This window comes from Paenibacillus sp. Root444D2 (assembly GCF_001426375.1).
Lineage (GTDB): Bacteria > Bacillota > Bacilli > Paenibacillales > NBRC-103111 > Paenibacillus_E.
Genome location: NZ_LMEO01000023.1, coordinates 127,145 through 141,305 on the forward strand (window position 1 = coordinate 127,145; position 14,161 = coordinate 141,305).

A 14,161-nucleotide genomic window follows, 5' to 3' on the forward strand; every position below is an offset into this window, starting at 1 on the left:
GCAAGAAAGGTCAAGAACCGTTATTATAAATAGCTTACACTTTGTTTAGAAGGCTGGAGGGGGGCAACCGATGGGCACCGATTACTTTGTGCAGATTCAGAAGACTTTGGATTATATTGAAGATCACCTATCCGAGCCTTTATCTGTTGCTTGTTTAGCTCAAGTCGCTTGTTTCTCTGACTTCCATTTTCATAGAGTCTTTCAAACCATGGTGGGAGAAGCTGTGATGGAGTATGTTCGGAAAAGAAGATTAGCGAGCGCGGCATATCAGATCGCACATACGGAGAAGAAGTTAATCGATATTGCCCTCGACAATGGGTTCCAGTCCCACGAGAATTTCACTCGAGCATTTAAAAAAGTTTTTGAACGTACGCCGATTGCTTACCGTAAACAAGGCATATTGACGCCAGTTTATGCGAAAGCGAATGTGCTGCAAAGAAAATTCAACCCAAAGCGGAGAGACTTTGAGCTACGCTCAAAGATCCCTATATTAGGAGGAATTCGAATGGAATATCAACTGAAGACGAAGCCTGCTTTTAAACTGAATGGCTATGAACTGAAAACGTCCTGCAAAGAGGGAAGGAACCATCGTGAAATCCCTGCATTCTGGGGCTCGTATTTCCAAGAGGGCAAGGGGAATCGCATTCCAAATCGGGTACATGCAGATTCATTAGTTGAGCTGGGTATTTGTACAGATTTCAACATGGAGACTGGGGATTTAAGTTATATCATCGGAATGGAGGCCACTGGTTTTGAAGATGTGCCAGCCGATTTGGTAAGCCGTGAATTTCCGGAGGCAAGGTATGTGGTGTTTACGACACCTAAGGTCACTCAAGATCAATTCGTTGCATCCATTCAGAGCACTTGGAAGTCCATTTTCGAAGAATGGTTTCCTCATTCCGGCTATGAACATGCAGGTGGCGCGGAGTTCGAACTGTATGATGAACGTTGTAACCCATCCAAAAATGAGCTTATCCAAATGGACATATATATCCCGATCAAGGAAAAATAGAGCAGCATGTCTGTAACAAATAGGAATCATTTGTAACCAAAATGACATCTGGTTTTCATCTGGCTTTAAGGTTCGGGGCCTATACTGAAATTCGACCCCCTTTTTAAATATATATACTTGAAGACCCGCAGCCCGTTGCTGTGGGTCTCTTTTTTTAAGATAAGGCCTGATATCCGCGCTGTGTGTGGCTTGTAACGATGTTTTACATCGTTACAGATGTCTCAGCCATGGCTCTAGCGCGCTAGAACGATGATTTTCATCGTTGCAGATGATATAAGGCCTGATATCTGCGCTGCGTGAGGCTTGTAACGATGTTTTACATCGTTACAGATGTCTCAGCCGTGGCTGTAGCGCGCTGCAACAATGATTTTCATCGTTACAGATGAAAACAGTGCTTGCACCTGCGCTGTGTGCAACTTGTAACGATGTTTTACATCGTTACAGATGTCTCAGCCGTGGCTGTCGCTCGCTGCAACAATGATTTTCATCGTTGCAGATGAAAACAGTGCTTGCACCCGCGCTGCGTGCGACTTGTAACGATATTTTACATCGTTACAGAAGTCTCAGCCGTGGCTGTCGCTCGCTGCAACGATGATTTTCATCGTTACAGATGTCTCAGCCGTGGCTGTCGCACGCTAGAACGATGATTTTCATCGTTGCAGATGAAAACAGTGCTTGCACCCGCGCTGCGTGCGACTTGTAACGATATTTTACATCGTTACAGATGCCTCAGCCGTGGCTGTCACTCGCTGCAACGATGATTTTCATCGTTACAGATGAAAACAGTGCTGGCACCCGCGCTGCGTGCAACTTGTAACGATGTTTTACATCGTTGCAGATGTTTCAGCCGTGGCTGTCGCTCGCTGCAACAATGATTTTCATCGTTGCAGGTGAAAACAGTGCTGGCACCCGCGCTGCGTGCGACTTGTAACGATGTTTTACATCGTTACAGATGTCTCAGCCGTGGCAGTCGCTCGCTGCAACGATGATTTTCATCGTTGCAGATGAAAACAGCGCTGACACCCGCGCTGTATGTGGCATGTAATGATGTCCTAGAAGCTGGGAGGGGCTGTTAATCGAAGGGCCTAGCTAATGGCCAAGGTTTTCTTAACATATAAGAATGTTTAAGTTTTTTACAGAACTAAAGCGTTAATGGATACCTTAAAGTGCAACCGCAATTCCTGCGAAGCTTGTGGAGGGGAAATGTACCCGGAATATTACAAGGGGTTTACGGATATGAATACCGAATTGAAAGCCGAATAGGGAGTAGAGAAGTGGAAGGAAGCACAAAGTATAACAGAAAAGGGAATAGAATTGGAGTGGAAAAGCGATAGCGGCCGTATTTGGAATCGTGTTATAACCGCTAAATAAATTCAAAGAAGCACGATTTCAAGGCCCTATGTCCAATTCCCTCCCAACTAAACGTATCGCATAGCACAACAAAGGACCTAGCAGTGATCATTCTTCTGCTAGGTTTTTTTAGTGCGTCTGGGTCTGGAGAGCGGGCTTGCGGTGAGCGTGCGTAGAGCGTAGGGAGAAAGCGCGATATCCGCGCTTAAAGCGAGAGTACGCATAGCATAAGCGCTGCTATCCGCGCCTATGGAACCGAGGATCGCCCATCACTGTACTCGAATAAGCTCGTTTCGCCGTCAAGGCACGGAAACCAAGGTAAACCGCCTTCGTTACTGTATTGATTAGTTGCGGTCACCTTAGGAAAATGAACCTAGTTTAAGTAAGGTGACAGGGCAATTGTTAAGAAAAGACAGCAGAGCAAAACGTGTCTATTTGCAAGTAAGCAGCGGCAGGATACGATGATATCGCCGGCACAACAGCAGGCTCACATTTGGAAAGGGTGAACACAACATGGAGGAAAGAGTGACCGGCTTACATAAGAAGCTAAGCCAGCGGAAGCCAATTCCAACCAAGCCGATTCCGTCCGCATTCCGAGGCCGCTTGATCCGGGATCGACATTTGTATCTGATGCTTCTGCCTGTGATTGGATTTTATCTGCTATTTAAATATGCTCCGATGGCCGGCGAGATTATTGCCTTCAAGGACTATCGATTCGCCGACGGTATCTTCGGCAGCAAGTTCGTAGGGCTTAAACACTTCACAAGCTTGTTCCAAAGCATCGATTTCTGGAGAGTATTAAGAAATACGCTGCTGCTCAATGTGTACAGCCTTGTTTTTGGATTTCCGGTGCCGATATTACTCGCGCTTCTGCTTAATGAAGTACGCAAAGAATGGTACAAGCGGACCGTTCAGAATCTGCTCTACTTGCCCCATTTCATCTCATGGGTTGTCCTTGGGGGCATCTTCATTGCTATGCTTTCACCAAGCACGGGAGTTGTCAATTTGGTGCTGACGAAGGTGTTTGGCATCGAGCCTATTTATTTCATGGCTAGCTCAGGCTGGTGGCCTGTTGCTTATACCTTATCAGGCATATGGCGGGAAGCGGGCTGGGGCACGATTCTTTATCTGGCTGCAATGGCCTCGATTGATCCGCAGCTGTATGAGGCGGCCAAGATGGATGGCGCATCGAAGCTTCGTCAGATTTGGCATATTACATTGCCGGGCATTCGCAGCACAATAGCTATCCTGCTCGTTCTCCGAATGGGGCAGATGATGGATGTGGGGCTTGAGCAGACACTGGTTCTGCAGAACATGTCGGTCTTGGATGTTGCGGATGTAATTAGCACATACGTGTATCGTGTCGGTTTGCAGAATATGAACTACAGTTATACAACGGCTCTAGGGTTGTTCCAATCCGCAGTTGGGTTGATACTGGTCGTAGGTGTAAACAGATTGACTCGAGCGTTTGGAGAACGGGGGTTATGGTAAGCGATGCAAAGTTTATATAAAAAGCAATCCCTCGTAACTCGTCTAGGGACGTCAGCAAATTATGCGATACTCGGTTTTCTTTCGTTAATTGCCTTATACCCGTTCTGGTATGAGGTTGTATCGTCCTTCAGCAGCAGCAGGGCTATTACAGCGGGTGAAGTGACGTTGTGGCCGGTCGAATTCAATGCGGAGGCCTATAAGCGTCTTTTCCAGGATGGACAGCTCTTTGTAGCGATGTGGAATACGGTGCTGGTAACCATAGTCGGCACAGCGCTCAATATGACACTTACTTTACTGGCTGCGTATCCGCTTTCCAGACGAAGACTGATGGGGCGTAATGGGCTGCTTATTTTCATCACCTTCACCATGTTGTTCGTTTCGGGGGTAATCCCGAATTTTATACTCGTTAAATCATTAGGACTTATGGATACCTATTGGGCTTTATGGCTTCCCTCATTAATCAGTACGTACAACATGTTTGTGATGAAAACGTTCATGGAAGGCTTGCCGGAGGAAGTGGAGGAATCAGCGTCTATTGACGGCGCGGGGGACTGGCGAATTCTGGTTCAAATCATTTTGCCATTATGCAAACCGATCATAGCTGCTATCTCACTCTTTTATGCCGTAGGCTGGTGGAATTCATACTTCAATGTATTGCTGTATGTTACCAAAACAACCAAGCAAACCTTAACGCTCAAGCTCTATCAAATGATCCTGCAGGTGGATCAGAATCTTCTGGATCGTGCGTCCGGCAGCGAGGGTGTTGCGGAGATGACGCTTACACCCGAAGGGATTAAAGCGGCAGCGATTGTCATTGCAGTCACGCCCATTCTGGTCGTGTACCCGTTCTTACAGAAGCATTTTGTCAAAGGCGTCTTGATTGGATCGGTCAAAGGCTGATATCTTGGGGCAAATAGTCCTTGATATATACCACACAATATTTAGGGGGATGGAACCATTGAAAATGACTAAACATGCGTGGAAACCAGTTCTTGCAGCAAGTATGTCTTTAGCAGTATTAGCTGCTTGTAGTATGAATACGACTAAAGAGGGGAGCAGCTCAGCAAAGCCTCAAGGAAGTGCAGCAGCTACGGTAACAGCGGCCGGTCCGAAGAAAGAAATCAGCATTTCCGCTTTTGATCGTGGAACAGTAGCCGCAGAGGAAGGCAGTTACGAGAGCAACCGTTGGACAAAGTGGATGAATGAGAATTCGCCGGCTAAGGTAACCTGGGTGCCAGTACCCCGTGCACAGGCTCAACAAAAGCTAAGTACCCTAATAGCTTCCGGGAGCGCACCTGATCTCATTTGGGAGTATGACCGCAACTATATTGCGCAATTGGCCAACCAAGGTGCCATTCAACCGGTAGATAGTTTTATCGAGAAATATAGCACGACTTTGAAAAAGTATCTTCAGGAGCATCCTGAGCTTAAATCAGCTTCGACGATTAACGGCAAGATGTATGCGGTCACAAGCAGCAGAAGTATAGATGGGATTGCCAATCACGGAATGTGGATTCGTCAGGATTGGTTGGATAAGCTGGGCTTGAAGGCGCCAACGACAACGGAAGAATTGATCGAGGTGGCCAAGAAGTTTAAGGAAGCAGATCCGGACGGTAACGGTAAAGCAGATACAGTGCCTATTGTGTTTAATGGCAATGGTGTGCAAATCATTAGAGCTCTCTTTTTCGTGAATGAGAATCAGTGGTATTTGGAAGAGGGCAAGCTCAAGTTTGGCAGAACATTGGATCGTTACAAGGATTCTGTTGCCTATCAGAAAACATTATTCGATCAAGGCTTGCTAGATAAGGAGTATATCACGGATAGCAACTTCCAACGCGCTCGTCAAATGTGGACGACTGGCAAGGCAGGTATTTATTTTAGTTCATGGAATATGCAAAACGAATATATGGATCTTAAGAAAAATGTACCCGATGCCAAAATGGTTCCTTTAGAGCCGGTGGCCAGCAAGTATGGGAAAAATGGTTTGTATCAAGAGCTTCCGGCGAATATTCTGGTAGCCTTTAACAGTAAAATGAAAGAGAATAAAATCGAATCCGCTGTTAAATTCCTCGATTGGATGATGGATAAAGGGGATATGGCGATGAAATACGGCGAGGAAAATGTCCATTACAAGTTAATTGACGGTAAGATCCCGCAAGTCATCGATGCTGACAAATCCCGTAAGGAAGTTGGCTATGCTGCTGAGTATGCGATTGTAACTGATTTTAGCCTAAAATCCGACTGGTTCCCGATCATGGCTGCTCAGGATTCGCTCTCCCAGGAATATGCCAAATTGAAGACACAGGCGCTGGATGTGGCACTCAAGAACAAATACCGCAGAGACATAGCCTTTAGCCCGGATATTCCGGAAGTAAGCCAACTGATCGCCACCTTCCATCCGATTGCTACACAAATCGAGGTGAAAGCTGTTACTGGAGGCAGTGCATCAACCCCAGAGGCTGCTATGGAAGAGTCGCGTAAAGAGTGGAAGCGTCTTGGCGGGGACAATGTGGAGAAGCTTGCACAAGAGTGGTATGAGAAGAATAAAGAATTCTTGAAATAAAGGAGGAATTTTTCCGGCATGAGCGTAAAAGAGACTATTCTTGATCATAAAGCACTATTGATAAAAGCAATCACAGCCAAAGAAAGCGAGTACGATTCTCAGGTCTATATGCTTCGTCGGCCTTTTCATAGCCCAGGGTATCATACTACGCTAACGGCGAAAGATCACCCGACGACTCATCCAACTTATCAATCGTTACTCTATGCAGTTGGCTTGCTAAATACGGAAATGAAGGAATATGAACAGAGGGCCTATGATATCATTGGCCGTCTGTTATCCTTGCAGGATCGCAATCCGCTAAGTGATACTTATGGGATATGGCCTTGGTTTTACGAAGAGCCGCTTACACAGATGGCTCCTCCTGATTGGAACTGGGCGGATTTTTGCGGCAAGGAGCTGCTTCTTGCGGTACTGCGTCACGGTCATAAGCTGCCTGAAGCGCTGAAAGATCAGATTCGCGAATCGGTAAGCTTTGCATGCGACGCGATCATCAAGCGGAATGTAGGACCGCACTATACGAATATTGCGATTATGGGGGCATTTGTGACCTTGATCGCTGGTGAGCTGTATGAACGGAAGGATTATGCTGATTATGGGCTGGAAAGGCTAGAGAAACTGCAGCAATATACAGCCAATCTAGGGACCTTCCAAGAATTCAACAGTCCTACCTATTCTGTCATTGCTATTGTGGAGCTGTCTAAGATTCGCGAGTATTCCCTCCATTCTCGTGCGAAGGACATAACCGCCGAATTGTTAAACATGGTCTGGCGAATGGTGGTGGAGCATTATCATCCGGTCTCCCAGCAATGGGCCGGTCCGCATAGCCGCAGCTACAGTACCTTACTGACGAATAAGGCCAAATCCTTCCTGCAAGTCGCTACCGATAACAAGCTGGTTTTCTTTGTCTCTGACGAATTGGATTATGATGCGGAGTGGTTTGGCAGCGGAATAGAGTGTCCGGAACAATATGTTGAACAATTTACACGAGTTGAGGTACGTGATCTTAGGCAGCCTTATTATCGCAATGAGGAGACTGGATTCGTGAAATGGGCGGAGACTTACATAACGCCGCAATATGCGATCGGAGTGTTTAGGAAAGAGATCATGTGGAATCAAACAAGAGGGATGGTCGCATATTTCGATAATGGCGGGCAGCCCACTTATTTGCAAATGCGCTGCTTACATGATGGATATGATTATTGCTCGGCTGTTCTCAGTGCTGCAGCGAGCCGCAACCAATTGCTGTTAGGTGTAAACTTTCTGACGAACGGCGGGGATACACACCCGAATTTGGATCGTATTCAAGGCCGTATAGAGGCGACTGATTTCCGGATTCGCATGGAATTTGGAGGTTGCTTGGAGCGTATGAGCATTGAGCAGGAAGGCGCTGTGGCGCAAGTGCAGATCAATGGACTGCCGCTGCGCTTCGAAAGCTTGTATGCTGCCTTTGAGAGTACTGGAGAGAACCAACTGCGCTGCGGCGACAAAAGCGTATCCTCCGCTACCGCTGGTTGGAACTGGGAATGGAGCGAACAGGGAGACACCTATGGACTAGATCTGGTTATATATGCAGGCGAGCGGCAAACCATAGACTTCCAGGCTATGGACAAAGCTGCGTTTTTATTCTCGTTAGCTATAGGTGACTCGGTGAACGAATTGCCTCTGATTGTCATTGAAGAAGAAGCTGAGCACGTGACAGCAAGGCAGGATGACAATCGTGCTGACGGTTCGCAGCAACAACTGTCGATTTCCTTGAAACCGAATGATAAGCATCCGAACTAAGGAAGCAAAAAAAGGAGCTCGCCAATTAAATGGCGGTCTCCTTCCTTTTTTCAAGCATTTCGGAGAGCAGCATTAGCACTAATCCCTGTCCATAAAGCGTTGGATAACATGGAATTGTGTTATAAGCTTCAATCGTCGGCATAACAGGTGTTCCGCCCGACACGCCGGTTACTTCCCCACTAGGCAGAACTTTTGATAGAATAGATTCAGCAGCGCGATAGGCTGCTTCTTTGGTGGTTGCGTCCAACAAACCGCGTTTCACGGCTAGTAGAATGCCGCAAGCGATACCGGCGCTGCCTGAAGTCTCTGGATAGTAATCAGGTTGATCCATAACAGTAGCCCATAGGCCGTTTGCTTGTTGATAACGGATGAGTCCTTGCATCATAGCACGGTAGCGCTCTAAAGTTTCTTCGGGTACTTGGGTGAGGCCCTCGAGTTCTTGCAGGATCATCGGCGTTGCGACTGCGATCCATGCGTTAGCTCTTGTCCAGCGTGCAGCGGACATATGATCCTGGGCGATGCAGTTCCAACCGTGGAACAGCACACCTGATCTGTCGTCCTGAAGTAACCGCAAGTGGAGGTCAAGCTGGTTGACAGCTTCCTGGGCATAGGTGGTTTCACCGGTAAGGCGGGCAAGCCGCGCTAGGAACAGATCAGCCATGAAGATCGTGTCCGCCCATACCTGCTCCGGAAAGCTGGCATTCTCGGTAACGGTATGCTCAAAGGCGCCCTCCCTTGTACGGGGAGCTTCGGTTAGCATCCACTTCCCGATGCGCTCGGCAGTTTCCAGGAAGACGGGGTCCTTCGTGTGGCCATAAAGAGCAGGAAATATGGCGAAGGGAGCCATGGAGTTAATAACCTTCAGATGCTCCGATTTATGCATGTTTTGGCGTACCCATAAGGTCAGATGATCCAGGATCTCCTGTTTTTGCGTGCTTTCATAATAAGCTAGTATCGATATAACACCGACACCGGGCACCCAGTCCCAATGATGAATATCCAACCCCCAATTTCCTGAATGATCAGATAGCATGTAACCATAAATTTGGCTCGCGGTTTGTTCGAGATGAGCAGATGCAAGTGTAGTTGGCACTGTCATATTCCTCCTTAAAAGAGTAGTGGCATACGTTCACTATACTATGCAGGATGATCGTGAGGCTTGGCGTATGCTCTTATTGACTTGGGGTATTGTCTACGAATTAGAACCGAAGGAAGTGAAGAACTGTGAGCGGGGTGAAATCGGAAAACGTAGAACTGGTGGAGCAGCCTGATGCCATTGGAGCATCAATAGATGAGTGGACGAATCTGACACTTTCTGCCTTTCCTGTTCATTGTTTGTATCGAACGACGAGCTTGTACCAGCGCAGCTTCCATTCGCATAGCGGATTCGAATTTTATTTATGTATACAAGGCAGCGGCACATACATTGCCGGTGAACGGATTCATACACTAGGACCGGGAAGCTTCACGGTTGTAAGGCCTATGGCCATGCATAGATCCCGCCCGGATATAGAAGTGCCCTTTCATCGCTATGTCCTTGCCGTGGAGAAAAGCTATCTGGAGGATTTGTACGAGCGAGATGGACAAATAGCCGATTGGATCGAGCAGTGGCTTCCAGGGACAGGTAGCGACTCCCTTCATGTCCAATTAAATGCCCGGCAATTGCTGGGCTTGCAGGAAACGCTTAGTCAACTGGAGCGGGAAATCAGGGAACAGCAGCCGGGATATCCCCTTGCTGTGAAAGGGCTTCTGCTGCATATGTTTACTCAGTTAGGCCGTTATCAGACGGAGATAGGCATAGTTCAGCCGGGATCGGGGGAACGGAAAAGGGTCGTCGAAAGTATACTGAGCTATATGATGGAGCATTATCAGGAATCTTTACGTATAGAGGATTTGTGCGGACAGTTTCACCTTTCACGATCATATCTTTGTAAAATTTTCAAACAGGATACAGGGGTTTCCGTCAATGAGTTTCTAATTGCCTTTCGCATCAACAAAGCAAAGGAGTACTTACAAGGGAATGATCTGCCCATAACGGAGGTTGCAGCTTCTGTTGGGTTTCAGGATATATCCCACTTTTGTCATACGTTCAAAAGATTGACGGACTTGACGCCGAGTGGCTATCGGAACCTGTACCATTCCATTTAATTCGTACATCAACCGGCATGCTGGGCGAGAGAGTTCTCTTGTCTAGGTATGCTTTTTTTTCATTCGGGGAAGTGACCTATTGGCGGATCAAGTTACATCTTTTAAAGACAGTAGCATTGAGGCCGTTGAATAGTACTCTTACAGCGTTGGATCAAATGAAATGCGACGTCCCACAAAAACTGTCTATTGCGATTTTAACAGTATTTGATAAGGTTAGTTCAGCATTCCCCTCCAGGACAGCTGTGTTAATGGTACAATAAAAAGCAAAAACAATGCGACCGAGCGGAGGTCCACCATGAGAACCAGCATATCCGGAAAAGCCATGATGATATATGGTATCGTATTCCTCTTCATCATCGCCTTGACCTTCTGGTTATCCTATGCCGGCACTGTAGGTAGGCTGCAGAAGGACTTGCAGGATGCTAATCTTGCGCTGCTGAAACAGGTTGATTCCAAGATAGAGGCTGCCTTTCGCCAGACGGAGAAGGATCTGCTCTCTATGGCCGAAGGGCTGGAATTTGTTTATTTTATGAATAACAGCTACAGTGATGACGGTCACAGATATAGCATTTACTATACATTGACAAACAGATTGAGGGAATTTATTTCAAATAATCCGAATTATTCTTCCGTCTTTGCGTATTCACATATCAGTGGCGACTTAATGACAGAGGAAACCTATTTAAAGCAAGCTTCGTCAGAGTTCAATTGGTTGGCCCAGTACCTGGATATGCCTGAATATTTTAAGTGGCTAACGACTCAGAAGGTATGGGATGGTCATGAGACCCAAGATGTGATTACCTTGGTCCGCAGCTTTCCTAGCCTTAGCAGTCCTGGCTTCAGGAAGGGTCTAATGGCTATTAGCATCAAAGAGGCTCAGTTGTCTCAGATGATTAAAGCCATCTATGAGGATGGCCACGCTGGTCAATTTTTCATTCTGGATGCGGAAGGAAATGTCGTCACTCATGACGATAAGAACCAGCTTTACCGCAACATGAAGTCGCTGCCGTATATACAGTCGATATTAAGAGATCCAGACAGCGGATCCTTCAATGTGAAGCTGGACGGGATTCAGGAGTCAGTTTTTTACCGGACGAGCGGATACACAGGTTGGAAATTTGTTAGTATAATGCCAGAGTCCACCGTATTTGAGCCGATCAAGGTTACACGCAATCTGCTGCTCACATTTGCCGTCGTTATGTTCTTTTTGGCATTGGCTGCATTATTTTATGTGAACCGCTGGACCTTTAAGCCGTTGGATCGTTTGGCAGGTAAGCTGTCCGGCGTGAACAAGCGTAGAGGGCAGGGAGCAGAGAGTATAGGACTCAGAAACCTGGAGCTTATATTCGATGAGATGGTTACAGACCGTGAGCACTTGGAACAGCATGTCAGGGATTCAAAGCCTATGCTCAAGTGGAAGATCATGATGGATGTATTGAACGGCAACCGTTCCGATTTCCATGCGATGTATCATCATTTGGAATTTTTGGGCATTCACATGTATTCGGAGCGCTTTATCGTTTGTACGGCTGAGATTGGCAAGGAAGGAGAACAGCTTAATCCGCGGGACGAAACGTTGTACACCTATATGTTCTGCAATGTCGCAGAGGAGCTAATCCGAACTGAGCATGCGGGTTTGGCCATTGATTTGGGTGGTGGCCGGGCGGCTGTTCTTCTCAGCTTCGCAGAAGGTGATGCAGAGCAAAATCATTTGAGAACATTAGTCATACTTGAACTCATCCTTGATATCATGAAGAGGCAGTTTGGCTTAACGGTAACGGTCGGAGTCGGTAAATGCCGCATGGAGATGAAAGAGATACCGAGCTCCTTCGATGAATCGCAGAAGGCGCTTCATTATAAGATGATCTTCGGCAAGCATTCGGTCATATCGGTAGATGACTTGCAGCCGCCGAACCGCCAGGATTATTATAAGCTCAGCCGGATGATCGATCCGGTGATGGAGGCCATGAGGCAAACAGATCGCGTCAAGATGCTCGCATACTTATCGGATACATTCCGTGAAGCGGTTGGGAGCAATCTTCCTCCGGAGCTGATCAGGCAGCTGTGCTACGACCTTGTGATGAAATCTTTGCAAACCGTCAAAGCCATTGGGATTGAGCCGGAAATATCGATGGGTCCCCTAAGCAGCTTCTATGACCGGATCGGGAAATGTGAGAACTGGAAGGATGCGGAGCGGGTAGTCGGAGATACGCTCGAGGGCTTGGCTTCACAAATTGAGGAAAAGCGCAATCAACGTGGGAAAAATGAGACGATCGAGCGAATGTTGGACTATATCCGAGAGCATTATCAGGAGTATGATCTGTCATTAGACCGGTTGGCCGAAATGTTTCATCTCACTCCGCCTTACATCAGCAGACTGTTTAAGGATCATACGGAAAGCAATTTTATTGATTATATGATCGAGATTCGCATTAAAGCGGCAATGGAGCTTTTGAAAAATAAGTCGATTAAAGTTAATGACGTTTCGGGAGCAGTCGGATATGCAAATACGCGAAGCTTCCTGCGCACCTTCAAAAAATATACAGGCTTAACGCCAACGGAGTATCGGGAACACATGTCGAAGCCTGTACCGTCGTAAGTCGCAAATAACGGGTATCACCTGCCGTCTGGCTGGGATACCCGTTTGTTTATGCGCGTTTGGAACGCCTTAGTACAACAATGAATGCCAGGATGAGAAAAATAAGCGGCAATGCCGCAGTACTCATACCTTGACCTGATCGGACATGAGTTAGCATGGCGCCGGCCATTATAACTACAATAGTGCCAGCGGAGAAAAATGCGATGCGCGGCTTCCAGAAGCCGATAATTAGCCCAATCCCAGCCAATAATTCAATGGCTCCAACAACATACATGGCGTTTAAACCATACCCATAGGTTACTTTAAAAGCTTCCACCTGCATGGGATTAGTGGATAATTTCAAGAGGCCAAACATTAAAAACGCTGCTGCCAGCAAACCTTGAAATAGGCGAGTCGTCCATTTCATATTAAAAAGAGACCGAAAGATAGCTGAGCGAGCCGACTTCATAGCTGCGATGAATCACTTGAACGGGACGTTCCGGGTCGCCGCTGCCCATTGTAATAAAGAGCGGAATGAAATGCTCTGGTCTTGGGACGGCCATTCGAGCGTTAGGGGCTAAAGTGGCGTAGTCGAACAGCGCCTCCAAGTTCTGCGTTTGCATATTCAGAATGAGCCATTCGTCGAAATCAACAGCCCAAGCATCTGGCTCTTTGGCATCCCAGTTGAGAGCTCGCAAGTTATGCACAGTAGCACCGCTACCGATAATCAGGATATCCTCCTGATCGAGGCCGCGCAGTGCTTCGCCGATGCGATACTGCTCTGCAGGCGGCAAGTACGGGTTGACGGACACTTGAATGACTGGGCATTCCGGTGTTGGAAACATCCGTAATAGCGGAACCCAAGAGCCATGGTCAAGCCCGCGCTGTGAATCCAAATTCACAGGGATACCTTTCGCTGTGAAACGGTCAGCGATCATTCGAGCCAACTCCACATCCCCTTTGGCAGGATATTTGATTTGAAACAGTTCATCCGGGAAGCCGCGGAAATCGTAAATGGTGTCGTATGCGTCATTGGTGGACGAAATAGTGAGTACCTCTGTTTCCCAATGAGCCGTGAAGATGACAATAGCTTTCGGGGAAAGCTTCTTGCCATAGTCGAGCAGGAATTGCGTGCAAGCTGTATCTTGAATAGCCATCAGGGGAGATCCATGCCCTACAAATATAGGTGAAATCATGATAAAACACTCCTTTAGAAATTACTTTTCTTTAAATTACT

Annotated in this window: 10 protein-coding genes; 7 read left to right on the top strand and 3 right to left on the bottom strand. The window is 47.1% G+C overall.

Annotation, left to right across the window (positions count from 1 at the left end):
* Positions 1-70 precede the first annotated feature (70 nt).
* The 5 genes from ASD40_RS14790 (at position 71) to ASD40_RS14810 (ending at position 8,198) form a co-directional block, all read left to right on the top strand.
* A complete protein-coding gene (locus ASD40_RS14790; protein ID WP_057304009.1) occupies positions 71-1,012 on the top strand; it encodes an AraC family transcriptional regulator in 942 nt (313 codons plus the stop codon).
* Positions 1,013-2,875: 1,863 nt separating this feature from the next.
* On the top strand, positions 2,876-3,853 hold the full coding sequence (locus tag ASD40_RS14795) for an ABC transporter permease (protein WP_082562229.1): 978 nt from the start codon (positions 2,876-2,878) through the stop codon (positions 3,851-3,853).
* Between the two features lie 3 nt (positions 3,854-3,856).
* Positions 3,857-4,753: a carbohydrate ABC transporter permease gene (locus ASD40_RS14800; protein ID WP_057304010.1), complete on the top strand. Its 897-nt coding sequence runs from the start codon at positions 3,857-3,859 to the stop codon at positions 4,751-4,753.
* A 64-nt stretch (positions 4,754-4,817) separates the two neighbouring features.
* Complete coding sequence (locus tag ASD40_RS14805; protein WP_057304241.1) at positions 4,818-6,416, top strand: extracellular solute-binding protein; 1,599 nt, start codon at positions 4,818-4,820, stop codon at positions 6,414-6,416.
* A gap of 18 nt (positions 6,417-6,434) precedes the next feature.
* Positions 6,435-8,198 carry a hypothetical protein gene (locus ASD40_RS14810; protein ID WP_057304011.1) on the top strand — a complete coding sequence of 588 codons (1,764 nt, stop codon included), beginning with the start codon at positions 6,435-6,437 and terminating at the stop codon, positions 8,196-8,198.
* Positions 8,199-8,223: 25 nt separating this feature from the next.
* On the opposite strand, the gene ASD40_RS14815 is transcribed toward ASD40_RS14810, so the two are convergent.
* Positions 8,224-9,291 (bottom strand): glycoside hydrolase family 88/105 protein, encoded by a 1,068-nt coding sequence (locus tag ASD40_RS14815; RefSeq protein WP_235549264.1) that lies wholly within the window; start codon positions 9,289-9,291, stop codon positions 8,224-8,226.
* Positions 9,292-9,422: 131 nt separating this feature from the next.
* Between ASD40_RS14815 and ASD40_RS14820 the strand changes: the two genes are divergently transcribed.
* The gene (locus ASD40_RS14820) at positions 9,423-10,346 is read left to right on the top strand and encodes an AraC family transcriptional regulator (protein WP_057304013.1); all 924 of its coding nucleotides are present in this window, start codon (positions 9,423-9,425) and stop codon (positions 10,344-10,346) included.
* Between the two features lie 295 nt (positions 10,347-10,641).
* Positions 10,642-12,945: a helix-turn-helix domain-containing protein gene (locus tag ASD40_RS14825; RefSeq protein ID WP_057304014.1), complete on the top strand. Its 2,304-nt coding sequence runs from the start codon at positions 10,642-10,644 to the stop codon at positions 12,943-12,945.
* A gap of 49 nt (positions 12,946-12,994) precedes the next feature.
* On the opposite strand, the gene ASD40_RS14830 is transcribed toward ASD40_RS14825, so the two are convergent.
* Both ASD40_RS14830 and ASD40_RS14835 read right to left on the bottom strand, forming a co-directional pair.
* Entirely contained in the window at positions 12,995-13,351 is a 357-nt protein-coding gene (locus tag ASD40_RS14830; RefSeq protein ID WP_162251253.1) for a DoxX family protein, read from the bottom strand.
* Between the two features lies 1 nt (position 13,352).
* Positions 13,353-14,120, bottom strand: coding sequence for a DODA-type extradiol aromatic ring-opening family dioxygenase (locus tag ASD40_RS14835; RefSeq protein WP_057304016.1), 768 nt, complete (start codon positions 14,118-14,120; stop codon positions 13,353-13,355).
* Positions 14,121-14,161: the final 41 nt, after the last annotated feature.